The following is an 18,465-nucleotide window of genomic DNA, read 5'->3' as shown; positions in this document are numbered from 1 at the left end:
ATCACTCCCTTGCCAGGCCCTCCGGCTCAAGGTCCGTGAGCGCGGGCGGGACGAAAGCGCGTACCGCTGGTGGGATGCCGTTGTACTTCTTCACCTCGACCAGGATGTGCTGGGCCGTCGTCCCCTGGCTCAGTGTGGACGTGCCGATGTCTCTGGCCAGAGCATTCGGGTTGCCGTGGACGCACGTCGCCACGTTGGGGGCCGATGGGTCGTACCAGGCGCCCGTCGAGAGCTGCACAACGCCGCGGCGCAGCTCCTCACTCACCTCGACTCCTGCGAGGCAGCTGCCGATGTCGTTGAATACCTTCACCACATCCCCATCCCGTAGGCCGCGTTCGGCGGCATCGTCCGGGTGAACCCGTAGCGGGGCGCGGTCGGCGATCTTTTGGGACTTGCTGTGGGCTCCCATGTCCTGCTGGCTGTGCAGGCGTCCGCTCGGCTGGTTGGCGATCAGTAGGAGCGGCCAGCGCTGGGCCCTCTGGGTGCCGAAGCGTTCTTCCGAGGGAAGCCATACCGGGTGGCCAGGGCAGTCCGCGTACTCGAAGGACTCGATCACCTCCGAGAAGAGCTCGATGCGCCCGCTCGGGGTTTGCAGCGCGTGGGCGTCGGGGTCGGTGCGGAAGTCGCCGAAGGTGGTCTCGTCGCAGACCCGCCCAGGGATGTCGATGTTTCCGGCCGCCCAGAAAGCGTCGAAGTCCGGCACGTCCTCCGACTGCCGTTCGCGCCACTGCTCGTAGATGTGCCGCAGCCACTCCCCCGAGGTGCGCCCCTCCGTGAATTCCTGTTCGGCACCCAGGCGCCGCGCGAGTGCCGCGTAGATGTCGTACTCGTCGCGTGCTTCGCCGTGCGGCGGCACCGCCTGCGGCATGGCGCGCAGGCGCAGGTCGCCGCGTCCGGCGGTGAGGTCGTCGCGTTCGAGGGTGGTCGTCGACGGCAGCACGATGTCGGCGTGCCTGGCCGTCGCGGTCCAGTGGGTCTCGACCACGACGACGGTGTCGGGACGCCCGAACGCCCGCGTCAGGCGGGCGAGGTCCTGATGGTGATGGAAGGGGTTGCCACCGGACCACACCACCATGCGGATGTCGGGGTAGGTGAGGTGCTCGCCGTCGTACTCGCAGCTCTCCCCCGGGTGCAGCAGCATGTCGGCGACGCGCGCGACCGGGATGAACGAGTCGATCGGGTTGGCACCCTGGGGCATCCGGGGCAGACCACCCGGCGTGGCCCCGCCGCCATGACGGCCGGTCGAGCCGTATCCCGTGGCGAAGCCCCCGCCGGGCAGGCCGATCTGGCCGAGGCAGGCCGCCAGCGCGATTCCGGCCCACAGCGGCTGCTCACCGTACCGGGCCCGCTGTACCGACCACCCCACGTTGATCAGGGTCCGGCCCGACGCCATCCGCCGGGCCAGGTCGCACAGCGTCTCCGCCGACAGCTCACACAGGTCCGCCGCCCATTCCGGGCTCTTCGCGACGCCGTCGGTCTCCCCGACCACATACCGGCGCAGCACCTGCGCACCCACCGTGTAGCGGTTCAGGAAGGCCATGTCCGCCAGGCCCTCGTCGAACAGCACGTACATCAGCGCCAGCATGATCGCGGTGTCGGTGCCCGGAGCGGCCGACAGCCACTGGGCACCGATGTCGGCGAGGGTGTCATCGCGCAACGGGCTGATCGACACCGTGCGCACCCCGGCCTCACGCGCGGCGCGCATGCCCGGCTCGGCCGTGTTGACGGCGCGACCGCCTGACGAGGTCCAGGTGTTGGAGATCCGGAGTCCACCGAACGTGACGATGAGGTCGGTGTGCTCGGCGATGGCCTCCCACGTCGCCGGTCGCTCCAGCAGGTCGTGGGCGCCCTGCAGGCCCACCACGTGGGGAACCAGCACCTCCACGGCGGCGTGGCTGTACGTGTTCTTGGAGCGCGTGTATCCGCCGATCAGCTTCAGGAAGCGGTGCAGCTGGCTCTGCGAGTGGTGCAGCCGACCAGCACTGGCCCACCCATACGACCCGCCGTAGATCGCGGCGTTGCCGAACGCCGTGCGCACCCGGTCGAACTCACCCGCGAGCAAGTCGAGCACGGTCTCCCAATCCACCGCCACGTACTCGTCGTCGGGAGCGCCGCGCCGGTCGTCCGGCCCAGGCCCACTGCGCAACCAGCTCCGACGCACCGCGGGGCGCTCGACGCGGCTCGGGTGGTGCTGTGCTTCCGGGGTGTTCTCGATGATCGGGGACGGAGCGGGGTCGCCCGGGTCCGGACGGACCCCCACGACGCGGTCGCCGTCCACCAGCACCTGGTAGGTCCCCCAGTGCGCGCTGGCCGGATAGACCTTCAGATCACGGTCCACGTCGACCCTCCTTTTGACCCTGCCCACGGCATGCTTTTGCACCGAAACGCACTCTATGCGCCGTTCTCCGCCACGCGCACGGTCGTGCGGCCGGGACTACCCGGCGATTTGCGAGGATGGTCCGCGCAGAGCCCGTCGATCTCAGGAGTGGTACATGGATGCGGTGGCGTCGCGGTCACGCCGGTCGGTTCTCGCGGTCCCGGGGTCCAATCCGCGGTTCATCGAGAAGGCGCGCGGGCTGGAAGTGGACGCTTTCTTCCTCGACCTGGAGGACGCCGTCGCCCCACTGGAGAAGGAACGGGCGCGGGAGAACGTCGTCGCGGCGCTGCGCGAAGGCGGCTGGGACGGCAAGATCCGCACGGTCCGGGTCAACGACCTCGGGAGCCCCTGGACCTATCGTGACGTGATCGCGGTCGTGGAGGGGGCCGGGGCCGAACTCGACTGCCTGGTGCTGCCCAAGGTCACCGGAGCCGACCAGGTGTACTGGCTGGACCTGCTGCTCACGCAGATCGAGCGCGCGGTGGGCCTGCCCGTCGGGCGGATCGGCATCGAGGCGCAGATCGAGGACGCCCGCGGGCTGCAGTCGATCGACGCGATCGCGGCCGCCTCGCCCCGCCTGGAGACACTGGTCTACGGTCCGGCCGACTTCATGGCGTCGATGAACATGAAGACGCTGGTGGTCGGCGAGCAGCCGCCGGGCTACGACGTCGGCGACGCCTACCATTACGTGCTCATGCGCATTCTGACGGCGGCACGCGCCCACGGTCTGCAGGCGATCGACGGCCCCTACCTGCAGATCCGCGATGTGGAGGCGTTCCGCCGCTCCGCGGGACGCACGGCCGCCCTCGGGTTCGACGGCAAGTGGGTGCTGCATCCGTCGCAGGTCGCGGCCGCTAACGAGGTCTACGCCCCGAGCCAGGAGGACTACGACCACGCCGAGTTGATCCTGGACGCCTACGAGCACGCCACCACGGTGGAGCGGCGCGGCGCGGTGATGCTCGGCGACGAGATGCTGGATGAGGCGTCGCAGAAGATGGCCCTGGTCGTGGCGGCGAAGGGGCGGGCCGCGGGGCTCACGCGGACGAAGCGCTTCGAGCCGGAATCCTGAACCGGCCATAGGGCCTGTGGTTGCCGGCTGTAGGGGTGCTGACCTTGGGGGATGGCGTCGCCACCCCCCTTTTTTATTCCGCCGCCCCGGCGTAGATTGGTTGTCAGAGTCAATCAATCCGTTGAGGAAGTCATGGATACTCAGCTCTCCACCGACATTCCATTGGACGACATCACGCAGATCCGGGCGTTCAATCGCCTCGTCACCCGCCGACTCGGGCTGCTCCGCCCGGGACTGCTCGACTCGCCCTGGTCGCTGACCGAGGCGAGGATCCTCTACGAGCTCCGCAACCACGACTGCACCGAGGCCGTCGACCTGCGACGCTCCCTCGACATGGACGCTGGGCAGCTCAGTCGCGTGCTCACGCGGATGGAGAACAACGGCCTGATCACCCGTTCCCCGTCCCCGGAGGACGGCCGCCGCCAAGTGATCGAGCTGAGCGGCGAGGGCGCCGACGCCGCCGCGATGCTCGACGACCGCTCCAACGACCAGATCCGCGAGCTCATCGGGCATCTGAGCCCGGCCGACCGGCGCCGACTGCTCTCCGCGATGACCACCGTCAGCCACCTGTTCGGCGAGCCCGCCACCGATGACCGTCCGTCGACGGTGGTCATGCGCCCGCTGCGCCCCGGCGACCTGGGGTGGGTGATCGAGCGCAACGGCGCGCTGTACGCGGAGGAGCACGGCTGGGACCAGACCTATGAGGCGCTCGTCGCCAAGGTCGCCGCGGACTACGGCCAGGCGCACGACCCGCGCACGGAGAACGCGTGGGTCGCGGAGATCGACGGGGAGCGCGTGGGCGCCATCTTCTGTGTCCGCGAGGACGACACGACCGCGCGGCTGCGGCTGCTCTTCGTGGAGCCGTCGGCACGCGGGCACGGAGTCGGCGGTCACCTCGTCGACACGTGCGTCGCGTTCGCCCGCCCAGCGGGCTACAAGCGGATGGTCCTGTGGACGGTGTCCGTCCTCGCCCCCGCTCGCCGCATCTACCAGCGCGCCGGGTTCCGACTGGTGAAGTCCGAGCCGGGACGCATGTTCGGCCACGACCTGGTCGGTCAGACCTGGGAGCTGGACCTCGTGTGATCTCGTGGCGGGGCCCGAGAGGCCGCAGGCGGGCTTGTCGACTGCCGCCGCGTCGACCGCCGCAGAGACGGATCCGGCCCCGCTGTGTCGCGGGGCCGGACCGGGGATGGGGATGATGGCGGGGGTCGCTGGTGGGCGCGACGAGGGCGAGGTCGCGAGGGCGTACCGTCCGCCTCAGCCGCCGTTAGCTGCGGTAGTGGAGGATTCCCCAGGTCAGCGAGCCGGACTTGCCGCCCTCGACCCAGTTGCGCAGACCGGTCTTCATCCGGTCCAGGTACTCGTCGCTGATCTTGCCGTTCAGCTCGGGTTCACGCAGCTCAGTCTCCGCGAGCACCCGCGCGTAGTGGACGGGCAGGTGACTGGCGAGGTCATCGAACTCCACCTTGCTGAGACCGAGTCGGCTCGCCTCACGGTCGTAGAAGCCCGGCGTGCCCATGGTGTCCAGGTGCAGTCGCTCCAGGATGGGCTGCAGCACCTTGGCGGAGGCGTCGTCGGTGGCCATGGGGTCGGTGAAGACCAAGTCGCCGCCGCCGTGCAGCACCCGCGCCACCTCTTCCAGCACGAGCGTCCGGTCGCCGCTGTGCAGGAACGCGTCCTGCGACCAGACGACATCGAAGGAGTTGTCCTGGAAGGGGATCTCCTCGAACGACCCGTCGACGACCTCGATCAGGTGGTCGAGCCCGGCCTCACGGTTCATGACCCGGTTGCGCTCGTTCTCGACCTCGCTGAGGTTGAGACAGGTGACCTTGCAGCCGAACGTCCGGGCCAGGTAGCGGGCGGAGCCGCCGTATCCGGCGCCGACGTCGATCACCCGCGTAGTGGGCGTGATGTCCATCTTCCCGGCCATGCGCTCCACCGTGAGGCGGCTCGCCTCGGCGATGTCCTGCTCCGGGGAGTCATACAGCCCGACGTGGATATCGGTGCCGCCCCAGATGGTGTGGTAGAAGGTGTCCGCGTCGCTGGAGTTGTAGTAGTCGCGCGCGGTCTGGACGGCGGCGGAGTAGCCGTCGGCACGGCGGTCGTCTTCGTAGTAGGCCTTCTCGGCGATGTGGATGAAGAAGTCCGGGTCCTCGCCCTGGTGGGTCTCCTGGAAGTCCCCATAGGTGTCGATACGCTGGAAGCCCACCTCGCGCATGATCCGCCGCGTGTAGTTCTTGCGCAGCGGGAACATGTTGAGGTGGTACTCGGACTTGTCGGGGAACCGGTAGACGAATCGGGCCAGGCCCTCGTCGACGTACTCCGGTTCGGCGGAGACCTCTTCACCGCAGTAGTAGTAGGTGTGCTTGTTGCCGTACTTGCCGTCGAGCAGTGCGTCGTAATTGCGCTGGTCGATGATGAGCACACCGTCGTGCTTCAGCATGGCGTAGAACTCGGCCAGCGCCTTTCGCCGGTCGCGTTCGGAGAACAGGTGGGTGAAGGAGTTCCCCAGGCAAATGATGGCGTCATAGGTACCGTGGACGCTCCGGTTGAGCCAGCGCCAGTCGGCCTGCACGACGCGCAGGATGTGGCCGCCGAAGTCCAGTCCGTTGGCGAACGCCTTGGCCAGCATCTCTGGGCTTCCGTCCGCACTGACGGTGTCGAAACCCTCCTCCACCAGGCGCACCGAGTGGAATCCGGTGCCGGTGGCGACATCGAGCACGTTGCGGACGCCACGCTCCTTGAGCTGGTCGACGAAGAAGCGCCCCTCGCTGGCGTACCGGCGCTTCCAGTCGATGAGCTCGTCCCACTTTTCGACGAAGCCGGTAACGTATTCCGCTTTGTAGTGGTCGGTGTCGCGTACAGCGAGCGGGTCATCCCCAAAACGCTGCTGATCCATGCCTTTGATGTCGACTCCTCACACTCGAAACACCATCCCGCACGACGCCATACGGCGTCAAGGGCGAGACTCCGCGTTCTTCCATTGAAAAACACGACCCACGCGAGAATTCAAGTACCCCATCCAAACTCTTAATAACTTCGCAGGTCAGAGGCCATGAATTCACCCTGCGCACACAGCCCGTCGCAGGCGTACGTACGTTCGCCCAGCAAAACAATGTTTCGCTATAGGACAACACGAATCGGAAGACGCAACAGATTGCCGATAACCAATCGAGAATTAATCAGCGGGTGACAGGAAATTCACTGGAACGCGCGTCCCGCCCGGCCCTCGCCAACGGCGGCCGGGGGGTGGACGGCGGGGACGAGCGCCATGGCGTAGTGTGTCCAACGGTGCCGTACGGCGGCCCGCCGCCCTGCTGGATAATGCGGAACATGGCCATCACCGGACGCGGATCGCACGAGATCGCCGGCAGCGTCGAGGAGGCGATCATTGGAGGGGAGTTGCCGGCTGGAACGGCTCTTCCTTCGATCCGCGACCTCGCCGGTGAGCTGGGGGTCAACCCCAACACCGTCGCGTCCGCCTACCGACTGCTGCGCGACCGCGGGCTGGTCGAGACCGGCGGTCGGCGGGGCACCCGCGTCCGCGCCCGCCCCGCCGACATTCCGCGCGACACCGAGGTCGCCGCCGTCCCCCCGGACGTGCGCGACGCCGGGAGCGGCAACCCCGATCCCCGGCTGCTCCCCGACCTCGCCGCCGCCCTCGCCGCCGTGGCGGCCCGGCGGGTCGGCCGCCATCCGCTCTACGGCGATCCGCCGATCCTCCCGGAGATGCGCGAGGAGGCGCGGGGTCTCTTCGAAGCCGATGGCGTTCCGTGCTCCGCCCTGACCCTGACCTCGGGCGCGCTCGACGGCATCGACCGGGTGCTGTGTTCCTCGCTGCGGCCAGGTGACGCCATCGCCCTGGAGGATCCGGGCTGGCCCAGCGAGTACGACCTGACCGCGGCCCTCGGGCTGAAGCGGGTGCCGATGCGGATGGACGATGAGGGGCCGCTGCCCGACGACCTGGACGCAGCCCTGCGCGGCGGGGCGCGGGCCGTCATCGTGACCAACCGGGCGCAGAACCCCACCGGCGCGGCGATCAGCGCGGAGCGCGCCGCCCACCTGCGTGCCATCCTCGCTGAGCATCCCCATGTGCTGACGGTCGAGGACGATCACGGGTTCGGGTTCGTCGAGCTGCCGTTCCAGCGGGTCGGCGGCGCTACCGAGCGCTGGACCCTGGTCCGGTCGGTCGCCAAGGGGTACGGCCCGGACCTGCGGCTGGCCATGGTCACCGGCGACCCGGTCACGGTCGACCGGGTACGCGCCCGGCAGCAGTCCGGGCACGGCTGGGTGAGTCAGATCCTCCAGGAGGCCTTTGTCGAGCTGCGGCGGCGCGCGGCGGTGTCGGCGGAGCGGGCCGGACGGGCCTATGGCGAGCGGCGTGCGGCGCTCATCAGGGAGTTGGAGCGTCACGGCCTGAGTGGGCGCGGGAGATCGGGGGTCAACGTGTGGGTGGAGGTTCCCGACGAAGCCCGAACGGTCGCCGGGCTGCTGGCACGCCGGTGGTCCTGCACCCCGGGGCGCCGTTTTCGGCTCGACTCGTCCCCGGGCATCCGGGTGACCATATCGGCCTTGGACGCGCAGGATATGGCGACATTGGCGGCCGACATCGCCGCGGCTGCCCGCCCCGGAGGGCCCGCCGTCTGAGCCGCAACCGCCCCTGACCTGCGGTCGGTTACGTGCCCTCCGGCGTGCGCAAACGTCCGATCCGCTGGTCCGGCCTCCGGCTCCGCCGCCGCTTCGGACGCGCGATTATGGCCAAGGGTGTCCGGGTATGGGGGCCATGACCGTATTCGGCGCCGTATCAGGGGGGACCGGCATGAGCGAATATGGGAACGATCGGCGTATCAACGTCACCCGGCTGTGGTCCGGTGGACTGGCCACGGCGGTGGTCGCCGGACTGGTCATACTGGTGGGGGCGCTCGTCGCACGCGGGGTGCTGCAGATCCCGGTGCTCGCCCCTGAGGAAGCCGGATACTTCGGAGACGCCGGTACCGGCGTCTACGCGGCCATGGCGGCCGCGGCAGCGCTGATCGCCACCGCCCTGCTGCACCTGCTTCTGCTGAGCGCCCCTCGGCCGATGACGTTCTTCGGCTGGATCGTCGGGCTGGCGACCATCGTCGCCGCGGTCAGCCCGTTCACCCAGAGCGCGCCGCTGGCGAGCCAGATCGCCACGGGCGTCATCAACGCGGTCACCGGAATCGCGATCGTCTCGCTGCTCAGCAGCGTGGGGTGGAGCTCCGTCCGTCTCAACCGCGGGGCGCGGCGCACCCACCGCGAGGACGGCACCGTGCCCGGGACCGGCTACAGCAGCGGCTACCGTGACGCGACCGAACGGCCGACCCGGCCCTACGACGGGCGGCACCGCAACTACGATCCGGATGCCGATACCCGCATCGAACGCGACTGACCCGACACCGCATCAGGACTGATACACAACCGCAGCACACTCCACGCGCCACGGTGACGTGGCCGCAACGGATCCGCGTGAAAACCAGGGGACGCTTATACGCGTCCCCTGTGTGAGCCGAATTCAAAGGCGCGTACCCGAGGAGAGTGAAGATGCGGAAGATACTGGCCGCCGTTGCCCTGACAGCCATGGTCGGGGCCCCGGCTGTCGCCATGATTATGGAACGCCCGGACATCGGGCCCGAGGCTGCCAAGGCCGCACAGAACGCACGTGTCGCGGTCTCCCCCGCCACCGCAGCGGTCGGGGACGGGCAGCCGGTCACCGCGCAGAACGCCGTATCGAACGGGAAGCCCACAGTGTTCGTCACCATCGACCCGGCCAAGGCCTCCCAGGAGATTGTCCGACTGAGGGAGACGGGCTGGATGAACCCCAACAAGATCGAGTACGCCGACGACCCGGTCGTCAGCCTGCTCCAGTTCAAGTACTGGCTGGACAAGGGATACATCGACAAGGACGGCAGCTGGAGCGAGAAGGGGATGAAGGAACAGGGCTGGATGGACACCGGCTACGAGAACGGCAAGGCCTACAAGAAGTACATGGGCGACCAGGCCTGAGGTCTGAGCACTGGACACTGAGATCCCACGAGCCGCTGACCGGTTGAAATCTTGAGTAAACCGGGGCCGTGTCCGATGTCATGGGGGACGGGACACGACCCCGGCGTCGAGCGGAATCGGACGCGCCGTCCCGGCTAGTCGACCGGGAAATCCTCCTCACGCTCATCGAGCAGGGTCCGCGTCTGCTCGGCCAGCGGCTCGTCCTCATCGGCGGTGTCGGCATCGAGGTCGGCCCGGGGGACGCCCGGGCAGGTGGTGGCGCTGCCGGGCAGGATGCCGTCGATGAGGTAGTCGTCGATCTGCTCGGTGACGCAGTCGTAGTCCGGGCCGCCGTAGTAGCCGTGGTTGCCGTCGTCCTTGACGATGATGAGGTTGTCGTGCAGCCGCTTGGCCATGGCCGGACCTCCCTCATACGGCGTCTGCGGGTCGTACTCGCCCTGGATGACCACGCCCGTGGGGTAGCCAGCCCGCTCCAGCGTCACCGGCTTCTCCGGCGGGGTGTAGGAGCGGAAGGTGCACGGGTTGGGAGCGACCACGGCGACACCCCACCCGTAGGGGTGGTTCTCCCGGTAGTTCCGCATGTCGTCGTAGTAGACGTCGAGGTCGGTGGGCCAGTCGGCCTCGCACAGGATCGCGTTGTAGGTGCCGTTCATCAGCCGGTCCCGGGAGGCGGCCGCGACCTGGTCGACCGCCTCGGCAGCGTCCTGGGCGTCGGCGTCGGGTTCATCGTCGCTGCCCTCCTCCGGGGCGCCGTCGCGCAGCTTGGTCAGGGTGTCGGCGAAGAGGTCCCACTCGCCCTGCCAGCGGGCGAGATCACCGACGAAGAGGTCGAAGTCGGTCCGCGTGAGGCCGCCGAACGGCTGCTCGTGCAGTCGCTGCGCCAGGTCCTCGATGAGACCGCGCACGGCCTTGGCGTCCTTGCCCAAGCCGAGCTTGTCGTCGTGGTCCGCGGCCCACTCGGCGAACCGATCCACGTTCTCGGTGGTGGCGGGCCCCACCGCCTTCCAGTCGTCTCGCCAGATGCGGTCGGGGTGCACGGAGGAGTCGAGGACGCTGCGGTCCAGGCGGTCGGGGAAGAGGCTGCCGTAGACGGCGCCGAGGTAGGTGCCGTAGGAGTAGCCGAGGTAGTTGGTCTTGTCCTCGCCGAGCGCGCCGCGGATGACGTCCATGTCGCGTGCGGTGTTGGCGGTGGTGATGTGGGGCCGCAGCGATCCCGCCGTCCGGTCGCAGCCCTCCTCCTGGGTGCGTGCCGCCTCGGTGAAGTTGTGCAGCTGGGCGTCGGTCGGCCGGGAGGGCAGCTCATACTCCTCGGCATCCGGCGCCGAGCAGTTGAGATTCGTGGACCGGCCGACTCCGCGCGGGTCGAAGCCGATGAGGTCGTAGACCTCACCGACCCGCTGGTCCCCCAGGAAGCCGGGCATCCCCAGCCCCGAGCCGCCCGGCCCACCGGGGTTGAGGAGCAGGATCCCGCGCCGATGGTCCCGGTCGCTCGCTTTGCGCCGCGAGATGGCGATCCTGATCTTCTCGGCCTCGGGCTTGGAGTAGTCCATCGGGACGGTGATCTCGGCGCACTCCAGGCCGCCCGGCCCCTCGCCGTCACAGGGGTTCCAGGAGGGCTCCTGCGCATAGAAGCTCCGCAACTCGGGAGCGACCCCATCGCCCGCCCCGGCCGCGGCCGGGGGTGCCCACGCCAGGACACCGCCCATCGCGACCAGTCCGAGCACACTCCCAGCGACACCCGCACGCCTGCCGGTTCTTCTGCTGTCGTCCACAGCCTGCCTTCCGGAGGGGATTGCCGATCCCGGCATCACGCACGGTGCGCAAGGTCGGCAATTTCGGACATGACGGCGTAGGAGCCTAGAGAGCAGGATGTGACGCACGGAACCGTCGAAAGTCGTACTTCTTACGGCCAGAGCGGGCCGTGAGAGAGCTGAAGGCGAGACGGCCTGGGAGGACAGCAGAAGACGGCTCGGGACACGGGGGCTCGATGTCGGTGATCGACCATCGAGTCCGGGAGTCCCGAGCCGGGGTGAGTGCCGAGTGAGCTACCGCTTCGAGCGTGCGCGCAGCAGGAAGACGATGGAGGCGCAGACGAGGACCAGGCCGACGCCGGTTCCGCCGAGGAAGCCGACAGCTTCCAGGACGGTGATGGTGTTGTCGCCGTCGCTCTCGTCCGCCACGACGCCCGCGGAGTAGGCGTACACCAGGACGCCTGCGAAGAGCCCCACGCCGATGAGCCCCAGAGCGGCGCTCAGCAGCGCTTTGGGGGCGTTTGCCGATGGGGTGCCGTTCACGCCATCTCCAGGTTGCTCGTCGGTGATCGCCGCTCAGGGAGCGCACTTCGTGGCAGAGGTCTTCGTCAGCCCGACGTTGGGCCGCAAGCTATCCAGGTTCCAGCCGCTTCCGGCCAAGGCCGCCCGCAGAAGAGTACACAGCAACACATGGAACAGGGCACCGCCAATTCCGCCGGTCAATGTGCCGGCCTGTGGACGGCGGTGCCCTTATGACTCTGTGGCACTAGCTGTTGGAGTGAACCGAGAAGGCGTACACAAGCGGCGGCTTGTCATAGACACCGCAGGTGATGAGGGCATCAGGCGCGTCGATCCGCCACATGAAGGGGTCACCCGGGTAATCGGGATGGGGCTGCGCGCACGCGGCCGGGTCTTCGGTGGCCGCAAGGTTGATCAAGTGGTCCATTACGCGCATCCGCACACCCTTCGGGATGTGGAGCAGCTGTATTTAGAATTCGGGGCCAAGTCGGAGGTCACGCAGTGATCGGCCCTCCGGCCTGATCCAGCTCTGCGAGGAACCGCGCCGCCTGCTCGCGCATCCGTTCCGGGCTGTCTGCGGCGATGAGGTACCCGAGGGGTTCAGCGTCCTCCACCACTGCCCGCTCGCGGGTGACGATGGCACGGGCGACCTCGCGCTGGACGGCACGCCGCATCCACTCAGCCGGGTCCATTCCCGCTTCCTCAGCGGCTCTGCGGACATCGGGAGGGACGCCTAGCGTCACCTCTTCGTCGGCCACCGAACGCCCCCTATCCGAACAAGGATCGCTGCGCCCAGAGTAGGGCCGATCGGTCTGCGGCCACTGGGAGATTCGAGGAATTGGATCCGGCCGCCGGATCGGGGTGCGCGGGAACGTGGGCTCGGCTCCTCGCTCTCAGGCGTCGTAGTCGACGACCACGTTCTCGGTGAGGGGGCGGGACTGGCAGGTGAGGACGTAGCCCGCTGCGAGCTCGTCGGGTTCGAGGGCGTAGTTGCGGGCCATGTCGACCTCGCCCTCGCAGAGTTTGGCGCGGCAGGTGCCGCAGACGCCGCCGCGGCAGGCGTAGGGGGCGTCGTCGCGGACGCGTAGGGCCGCGCCCAGGACGGTTTCGGTGTCGGGGTCGACGTCGACGGTGGTGGTGCGGCCGTCGAGGGTGAAGCGGACGTGGCTGGTGGCGGCGGCAGCGCCGCCGGCCTCGGTGTGGCGGCGGCGCGGGGGTGGTTCCTCGTCCTCGGCGTGGAAGAGCTCGTAGTGCACGTGGTCGCCGCGGACGCCGCGTGCGCGCAGGTCGTCGCGGACGAGGCGGACGAGTCCGCTCGGGCCGCACAGGTAGAAGTGGTCGACCTCGTCGGGCGCGATGAGGTGGGTGAACAGCAGGTCGAGTTTGTCGGCGTCGATGCGCCCGCTGCTGACCGGCGACTCGCCCACCTCTCGGCTGAGCACGTTGATCAGCTGGAACCGCTGCGGATAGCGGTCTTTGACGTCCTGCAGCTCCTCCAGGAACATCACGTCGCGCGCGGTGCGGTTGCCGTAGACGAGGGTGAAGGTGCTCGACGGCTCGGCGGCCAGGGTCGTGGTGATGAGCGAGAGCACCGGCGTGATCCCGCTGCCCGCGGCGACGGCCACGTGGGCGCGGGCCTGGTCGGGGGTGAGCGGGATGTGGAAGCCGCCCAGCGGGTGCATGACGTCGAGGACGTCGCCGGGGCGCAGCCGTTCGTTGGCGAAGGCGGAGAAGGAACCGTCCTCCAGGCGCTTGACGGCGATCCGCAGCGGGCCGTCGGGGGCCGGAGAGCAGATGGAGTAGTTGCGGCGCAGCTCGCGGCCGTCGAGCTCGCACCGGATGGTGAGGTGCTGGCCCTGGACGAAGCGGAACTCCTCGGCGAGGTCGTCGGGGACGTCGAAGGCGATGGCCACCGCGTCGTCGGTGAGCCGGTCGACCGCCGCCACGGTCAGCGGGTGGAACACACCGCGGTGGCGCGTCGCCGCCGGGCGCTCACTGACTTCTGTGTTCATGGCTCCTCTGGTGCTCGATGTACCGAAGGCGTTCGGGTCGACGACCCAGCGGACCGCTCAGAGCGGTTTGACGCGGTCGAAGGGCTCCTTGCACGCGTCGCAGACGTAGAGCGCCTTGCACGCCGTGGCGCCGAACCTGCTCAGCTCGCGGGTGTCGGTCGCGCCGCAGCGCGGGCAGCGGACGGACAGCGCGACGAAGGTAGCGCCCGGCCGCTGGGCCCGCCCCGGCGGCGGTGCGATGCCGTGCTCGGCGAGCTTGCGCCGCCCCTCCGCGGTGATCCAGTCGGTGGACCAGGGCGGGGTGAACACGGTGTGCACGGTGACGTCGGTGTGGCCGTGCTCGGCCAGGCGGGCGCGGATGTCGGCGCGGATCGCGTCCATGGCCGGGCAGCCCGAGTAGGTCGGCGTGATGGTCACCGTGATCGCCCCGGAGTCGTCGACGCGGACGTCGCGGAGGATGCCGAGGTCCGCCAGGTCGACCATGGGCATCTCCGGGTCGGGGACGGATCCGACCAGGCGGGTGATGCCCGCGATGTCGCGGTCGGCACGGCCGACGTGGTCGGCGCGCTCGGCATCCTCGTTCCTCCCGGCGGGGGCGGACGGTGCCGCCCGCCGGGTCCGCTCCGTGTCCCGGGCCGTCACCACGTCGCCCCCGGGTGTGAGCGGTGCAGGTGCTGCATTTCGGCGATCAGGTAGCCGAACGCCTCGGTGTGCACGCCCTGGCGGCCGCCCAGCCCGGCGAGGCCGGTGAGGGGCGGTGTCTCCGGGCGGTCCAGTCCGGCCTCGGCGAGAACGCCGTCGATGTAGGTGTCCCAGGCCGGCCGCAGCGACGCCGGGTCGGTTCCGGTTCCGGCCTCCGCGACGGTCCGCGTGACGTCGTCGGAGGCGAACACCTCGTCGACGTAGGGCCAGATCGCCTCCAGCGCCGTGACCATGCGCCCGTTGCTCTCGTCGGTGCCGTCGCCCAGCCGCACGGTCCACAGCGCGGCGTGCTCACGGTGGTAGTCGAGCTCCTTGACCGCCTTGGCGGCGACGCCCGCGATGGTCTCGTCCGCGGACCCGACCAGCGTCCCGTAGAGCTCGTAGGCGTAGGCGGAGAACAGCAGCTGCCGGGCGATGGTGTGCGCGAAGTCGGTGTTGGGCAGCTCGACCAGGCGGCAGTTCACGAACTGGTTCTCGTCGCGGAGGTAGGCGAGGTCGTCCTCGGTCCGCAGCACCCCGGTCAGCTGCTCCTCGGCGCGCCCGGCGTAGGTCAGCAGTGCGCGGGCCTGGCCGAGCAGGTCGAGCGAGATGTTGGCGAGGGCGACGTCCTCCTCCAGCTGCGGCGCGTTGGACACGAGCTCGGCGAGCCGATGGCTGGCGATGAGCGCGTCGTCGCCCAGCCGCAGCACGTAGGCGACCAGCGCGGCGTCGGCCGCGGGCGCGTTGACGGTGCCGTCGGGATTGCTCACAGGTGCTCCACCCCCTCGGGGACCTCGTAGAACGTGGGGTGCCGGTAGACCTTGTCCTCGGCCGGGTCGAAGAAGGCACCCTTGTCCTCCGGTGCCGAGGCGGTGATCGCGGCGGCCGGGACCACCCACACGCTCACCCCCTCCTGGCGGCGCGTGTAGAGGTCCCGGGCGTTGTACAGAGCGTGCTCGGCGTCGGCGGCGTGCAAACTGCCGACGTGCACGTGGGACATGCCGCGCCGGGCCCGGACGAACACCTCCCACAGCGGCCACTCGCCCATCCGGCCCCAGTGTCCGTTGTCGTTCTGGCTCACGCCGTTTCGCTCCTTCATGCGGCCTCCCGCTGCGTCCGCGCGGCGCGCTTGGCCGCGTGTGCACGGGCCGCCTCGCGGACCCAGGCGCCGCTCTCGTGTGCGGCGCGCCGCTGGGCCAGGCGCTGCCGGTTGCACGGCCCGTTGCCCTTGAGGACCTGCGTGAACTCCTCCCAGTCGATGGGGCCGTAGTCGTAGTGCCCGCGCTCGGGGTTCCACCGCAGGTCGGGGTCGGGCAGGGTGAGTCCGAGCGCGTCGGCTTGCGGCGCGATGATGTCGACGAACTTCTGCCGCAGCTCGTCGTTGGAGAACCGCTTGATCTTCCAGGCCATGGACTGCGCGCTGTGCGGCGACTCGGCGTCGGGCGGGCCGAACATCATCAGCGACGGCCAGTACCAGCGGTTCACGGCGTCCTGCGCCATGGCCCGTTGGCCGTCGGTGCCGCGCGCCAGAACGTAGAGGCTCTCGAAGCCCTGGCGCTGGTGGAAGCTCTCCTCCTTGCAGATGCGCACCATGGCGCGGGCGTAGGGGCCATAGGAGCAGCGGCACAGCGGCACCTGGTTGGTAATGGCCGCGCCGTCCACGAGCCAGCCGATGGCACCGACGTCGGCCCAGGTCAGCGTGGGGTAGTTGAAGATCGACGAGTAGCGCTGGCGGCCCTGGTGCAGCAGGTCGAGGAGTTCGGCGCGGTCGACGCCCAGGGATTCGGCGGCGCTGTAGAGGTAGAGGCCGTGCCCGGCTTCGTCCTGGACCTTGGCGATGAGGACCGCCTTGCGCTTGAGGCTGGGGGCGCGGGTGATCCAGTTGCCTTCCGGCTGCATGCCGATGATCTCGGAGTGCGCGTGCTGCGCGATCTGCCGGACCAGGGTCTTGCGGTAGTCGTCGGGCATGTGGTCACGCGGCTCGATCCGCTCGTCGGCGGCGATCATCGCGTCGAAGCGCTCGCGCCCGCCGTCGGCCGCCGTTTCCGGTGCGCTGTCGGTCGCGGTCATGTGGTGTCCTCCCGCTCGCCCTCCCGGGCGGCCGCCATTACCTACCGAACGTTCAGTTAGAAAATACTGCGAGAAAGAAGGCGGGGTCAATGGCCCCGCCTTCCTCGCCGGTCCGGCGCCGCGGGCGTCATCTGCCCGAATCGCCGCCGTGACCGGAAACGGCCGCGCGTCGCCTACGCGTGGCGCCGCGACTGCACGAAGCTGAACCGCCCGGACACGTAGGCCGGGTCGGTCAGCGACGACGTGGCGGCGGGGTTGGCACCGCTGCCGTGGTAGTCGCTGAAGGCCGCGGACTGGTTCACGAAGACCTGGCCCGTCAGGTTGGCCGACATGTTGACGCCGGCCTCCAGCGCGGCCTTCTCCGCCGCGTCCAGCACGTCCTCACCGGTGGCGTACACCGCCGCTGTGAGGGCGCCGCGCTCGGTGATGGTCTCGCGCATCAGCCGGAGCGCGTCATCCGTGTCCTGCGCGGTCACCACGAACGAGATCGGCCCGAAGTGCTCGCGCCCGTACACGTCGCGGCGGTCGCCGTCGAGCTTGACGATGACGGGCGTGCGCACGGTCGCGTCGGCGAAGTCGGGGTGGGCGATGTCCCGGGACTCCAGCACGGTGTCACCGAGCTTGCCCGCCTCCTCGATGCGGCCCAGCACCCCGTCGTTGGCGATGGCGCCCAGAACGCCGGTGGCCCGCGCCTCGTCCCCCAGCAGCCGGGACACCGACGCCGCGAGGTCGGCGCCCACCTCCTCGACGCTCTTGTGCCCCTCGTCGGTCTCGATGCCGCCGCGGGGCATGAAGATGTTCTGCGGCGTCGTGCACATCTGTCCGCTGTACAGCGACAGCGAGAACGCGATGTTGCCCAGCATCTGCTTGTAGGCGTCGGTGGAGTCGATGACGATGGCGTTGACCCCGGCCTTCTCCGTGCACACGAAGGCCTGGCGGGCGTGCTCCTCCAGCCACTCGCCGAACTCGGTGGAGCCGGTGAAGTCCACGATCTTCACCTCGGGGCGCACCGCCAGGGTCGCGGCCAGCTTCTCGTCGGCGCGCTCGGCGGCCAGCAGCACCGTGTTCGGGTCGAGCCCGGCCTCGGACAGCACCTCGCGGGCGACGGCCACGGTGATCGCCAGCGGCAGCACCGCGCGCGGGTGCGGCTTGACGATGATCGGGTTGCCGGTGACCAGGCTGGCGAACAGACCGGGGTAGGAGTTCCACGTCGGGAAGGTGTTGCAGCCGATCAGCAGGGCGATCCCGCGCGGCACCACGTGGAAGCGCTTGTCCATGACCAGCGGACCGCCCTTGCGCTGCGGCTTCTCCCACCGCGCGGTGCTGGCGTAGCGGGCCGTCGTGTCGTAGCCGTAGGCGAGTGCCTCCAGCCCGCGGTCCTGGGCGTGCGGGCCGCCGGCCTGGAAGGCCATGACGAAGGCCTGCCCGCTGGTGTGCTGGACGGCGTGCGCCATCTCGAAGCTGCGCTGGTTGATCCGGTGCAGGATCTCCATGCACACCCCCGCCCTGCCCTCGGGCCCGGCGTCGCGCCAGGACGGCCGCGCCGCCTGGGCCGCGTCGATGAGGGTGTCGGCGTCGGCGTGCGGGTAGCCCACGCCCAGCGCGATCCCGTACGGGGAGCGCTCGGTGATGATGCGGTCGTCTCCCCCGGGCTGGTCGATCGGGAAATCCTTGCCGAGATAGGCGTCGAACGCCGCCTGTCCCTGGGGCGCGGCCTCCTCGCCGTACACCTTCGGGCTCGGCGACTCCGGGTGGGGTGTCCAGAAGTACCGGCCGTGAATGGCCTTGACCGCCTCCTGGAGGGTCGATTGGTGCCGTTCGAAGAGCTCTGCGGGGGATGCGCCGTGTGCGGCCACTGATCCGTACTCCCAACGCGTGCCATGGGGGAACCGCTCTTGACAGCTCCCCTGCCGGTGGTGCTTGTCTATGAGGTATTACTAACCGACCGTTCATTCAGTCCGC

At 69.4% G+C, this 18,465-nt stretch carries 17 protein-coding genes; 5 read left to right on the top strand and 12 right to left on the bottom strand.

Annotated features, from left to right (window positions below; all coding sequences use genetic code 11):
* Position 1: 1 nt before the first annotated feature.
* Positions 2-2,338, bottom strand: a complete 2,337-nt coding sequence (locus CDO52_RS05915) for a molybdopterin-dependent oxidoreductase (protein WP_017621376.1) — start codon at positions 2,336-2,338, stop codon at positions 2-4.
* Positions 2,339-2,492: 154 nt separating this feature from the next.
* Here CDO52_RS05915 and CDO52_RS05910 point away from each other — a divergent pair, with 154 nt between their 5' ends.
* Both CDO52_RS05910 and CDO52_RS05905 read left to right on the top strand, forming a co-directional pair.
* Positions 2,493-3,446 carry an HpcH/HpaI aldolase/citrate lyase family protein gene (locus CDO52_RS05910; RefSeq protein ID WP_017621375.1) on the top strand — a complete coding sequence of 318 codons (954 nt, stop codon included), beginning with the start codon at positions 2,493-2,495 and terminating at the stop codon, positions 3,444-3,446.
* A gap of 132 nt (positions 3,447-3,578) precedes the next feature.
* Positions 3,579-4,529, top strand: coding sequence for a bifunctional helix-turn-helix transcriptional regulator/GNAT family N-acetyltransferase (locus CDO52_RS05905; protein ID WP_017621374.1), 951 nt, complete (start codon positions 3,579-3,581; stop codon positions 4,527-4,529).
* Between the two features lie 184 nt (positions 4,530-4,713).
* On the opposite strand, the gene CDO52_RS05900 is transcribed toward CDO52_RS05905, so the two are convergent.
* Positions 4,714-6,345 carry a glycine/sarcosine N-methyltransferase gene (locus tag CDO52_RS05900; protein ID WP_017621373.1) on the bottom strand — a complete coding sequence of 544 codons (1,632 nt, stop codon included), beginning with the start codon at positions 6,343-6,345 and terminating at the stop codon, positions 4,714-4,716.
* 434 nt (positions 6,346-6,779) lie between these two features.
* Here CDO52_RS05900 and CDO52_RS05895 point away from each other — a divergent pair, with 434 nt between their 5' ends.
* The 3 genes from CDO52_RS05895 to CDO52_RS05885 all read left to right on the top strand — a co-directional run bounded on the left by CDO52_RS05895 (position 6,780) and on the right by CDO52_RS05885 (position 9,470).
* Positions 6,780-8,093 carry an aminotransferase class I/II-fold pyridoxal phosphate-dependent enzyme gene (locus CDO52_RS05895; RefSeq protein ID WP_094932242.1) on the top strand — a complete coding sequence of 438 codons (1,314 nt, stop codon included), beginning with the start codon at positions 6,780-6,782 and terminating at the stop codon, positions 8,091-8,093.
* 172 nt (positions 8,094-8,265) lie between these two features.
* Positions 8,266-8,856: a DUF6069 family protein gene (locus tag CDO52_RS05890; protein ID WP_017621371.1), complete on the top strand. Its 591-nt coding sequence runs from the start codon at positions 8,266-8,268 to the stop codon at positions 8,854-8,856.
* A 152-nt stretch (positions 8,857-9,008) separates the two neighbouring features.
* Positions 9,009-9,470, top strand: coding sequence for a hypothetical protein (locus tag CDO52_RS05885; RefSeq protein ID WP_017621370.1), 462 nt, complete (start codon positions 9,009-9,011; stop codon positions 9,468-9,470).
* A 134-nt stretch (positions 9,471-9,604) separates the two neighbouring features.
* Here the strand turns inward: CDO52_RS05885 and CDO52_RS05880 are convergent, their stop codons facing one another.
* The 10 genes from CDO52_RS05880 to paaN form a co-directional block, all read right to left on the bottom strand.
* The gene (locus tag CDO52_RS05880) at positions 9,605-11,194 is read right to left on the bottom strand and encodes an alpha/beta fold hydrolase (protein ID WP_157745445.1); all 1,590 of its coding nucleotides are present in this window, start codon (positions 11,192-11,194) and stop codon (positions 9,605-9,607) included.
* A gap of 321 nt (positions 11,195-11,515) precedes the next feature.
* The gene (locus CDO52_RS05875; protein WP_017621367.1) at positions 11,516-11,764 is read right to left on the bottom strand and encodes a hypothetical protein; all 249 of its coding nucleotides are present in this window, start codon (positions 11,762-11,764) and stop codon (positions 11,516-11,518) included.
* Positions 11,765-11,987: 223 nt separating this feature from the next.
* Positions 11,988-12,167 carry a hypothetical protein gene (locus tag CDO52_RS05870; RefSeq protein ID WP_017621366.1) on the bottom strand — a complete coding sequence of 60 codons (180 nt, stop codon included), beginning with the start codon at positions 12,165-12,167 and terminating at the stop codon, positions 11,988-11,990.
* A 67-nt stretch (positions 12,168-12,234) separates the two neighbouring features.
* A complete protein-coding gene (locus CDO52_RS05865) occupies positions 12,235-12,432 on the bottom strand; it encodes a hypothetical protein (protein WP_017621365.1) in 198 nt (65 codons plus the stop codon).
* Between the two features lie 201 nt (positions 12,433-12,633).
* A complete protein-coding gene (gene paaE, locus CDO52_RS05860) occupies positions 12,634-13,752 on the bottom strand; it encodes a 1,2-phenylacetyl-CoA epoxidase subunit PaaE (protein ID WP_017621364.1) in 1,119 nt (372 codons plus the stop codon).
* 57 nt (positions 13,753-13,809) lie between these two features.
* Positions 13,810-14,286, bottom strand: a complete 477-nt coding sequence (gene paaD, locus CDO52_RS05855; RefSeq protein WP_026126338.1) for a 1,2-phenylacetyl-CoA epoxidase subunit PaaD — start codon at positions 14,284-14,286, stop codon at positions 13,810-13,812.
* A 104-nt stretch (positions 14,287-14,390) separates the two neighbouring features.
* Positions 14,391-15,203 (bottom strand): 1,2-phenylacetyl-CoA epoxidase subunit PaaC, encoded by an 813-nt coding sequence (gene paaC, locus CDO52_RS05850; RefSeq protein WP_017621362.1) that lies wholly within the window; start codon positions 15,201-15,203, stop codon positions 14,391-14,393.
* Positions 15,200-15,481 (bottom strand): 1,2-phenylacetyl-CoA epoxidase subunit PaaB, encoded by a 282-nt coding sequence (gene paaB, locus CDO52_RS05845; RefSeq protein WP_026126337.1) that lies wholly within the window; start codon positions 15,479-15,481, stop codon positions 15,200-15,202. Before paaB ends, paaC begins: the two co-directional genes overlap by 4 nt.
* Positions 15,482-15,528: 47 nt before the next feature.
* Positions 15,529-16,503 (bottom strand): 1,2-phenylacetyl-CoA epoxidase subunit PaaA, encoded by a 975-nt coding sequence (gene paaA / locus CDO52_RS05840; protein WP_094932240.1) that lies wholly within the window; start codon positions 16,501-16,503, stop codon positions 15,529-15,531.
* Between the two features lie 173 nt (positions 16,504-16,676).
* Complete coding sequence (gene paaN / locus CDO52_RS05835) at positions 16,677-18,359, bottom strand: phenylacetic acid degradation protein PaaN (RefSeq protein ID WP_017621359.1); 1,683 nt, start codon at positions 18,357-18,359, stop codon at positions 16,677-16,679.
* Positions 18,360-18,465 lie beyond the last annotated feature (106 nt).

Source organism: Nocardiopsis gilva YIM 90087 (assembly GCF_002263495.1).
GTDB lineage: Bacteria > Actinomycetota > Actinomycetes > Streptosporangiales > Streptosporangiaceae > Nocardiopsis_C > Nocardiopsis_C gilva.
Note: the sequence above shows the minus strand (reverse complement) of the source record. Positions and strands in the feature narration are given on the sequence as shown.

Excerpts from the sequence above, each read along its gene's own strand:
- CDO52_RS05910 (WP_017621375.1), top strand. The coding sequence starts at position 2,493 with ATGGATGCGGTGGCGTCGCGGTCACGCCGGTCGGTTCTCGCGGTCCCG.
- CDO52_RS05905 (WP_017621374.1), top strand. The coding sequence starts at position 3,579 with ATGGATACTCAGCTCTCCACCGACATTCCATTGGACGACATCACGCAG.
- CDO52_RS05900 (WP_017621373.1), bottom strand. The coding sequence starts at position 6,345 with ATGGATCAGCAGCGTTTTGGGGATGACCCGCTCGCTGTACGCGACACC.
- CDO52_RS05895 (WP_094932242.1), top strand. The coding sequence starts at position 6,780 with ATGGCCATCACCGGACGCGGATCGCACGAGATCGCCGGCAGCGTCGAG.
- CDO52_RS05890 (WP_017621371.1), top strand. The coding sequence starts at position 8,266 with ATGAGCGAATATGGGAACGATCGGCGTATCAACGTCACCCGGCTGTGG.
- CDO52_RS05885 (WP_017621370.1), top strand. The coding sequence starts at position 9,009 with ATGCGGAAGATACTGGCCGCCGTTGCCCTGACAGCCATGGTCGGGGCC.
- CDO52_RS05870 (WP_017621366.1), bottom strand. The coding sequence starts at position 12,167 with ATGGACCACTTGATCAACCTTGCGGCCACCGAAGACCCGGCCGCGTGC.
- CDO52_RS05865 (WP_017621365.1), bottom strand. The coding sequence starts at position 12,432 with ATGGACCCGGCTGAGTGGATGCGGCGTGCCGTCCAGCGCGAGGTCGCC.
- paaE (WP_017621364.1), bottom strand. The coding sequence starts at position 13,752 with ATGAACACAGAAGTCAGTGAGCGCCCGGCGGCGACGCGCCACCGCGGT.
- paaB (WP_026126337.1), bottom strand. The coding sequence starts at position 15,481 with ATGGGCGAGTGGCCGCTGTGGGAGGTGTTCGTCCGGGCCCGGCGCGGC.
- paaA (WP_094932240.1), bottom strand. The coding sequence starts at position 16,503 with ATGACCGCGACCGACAGCGCACCGGAAACGGCGGCCGACGGCGGGCGC.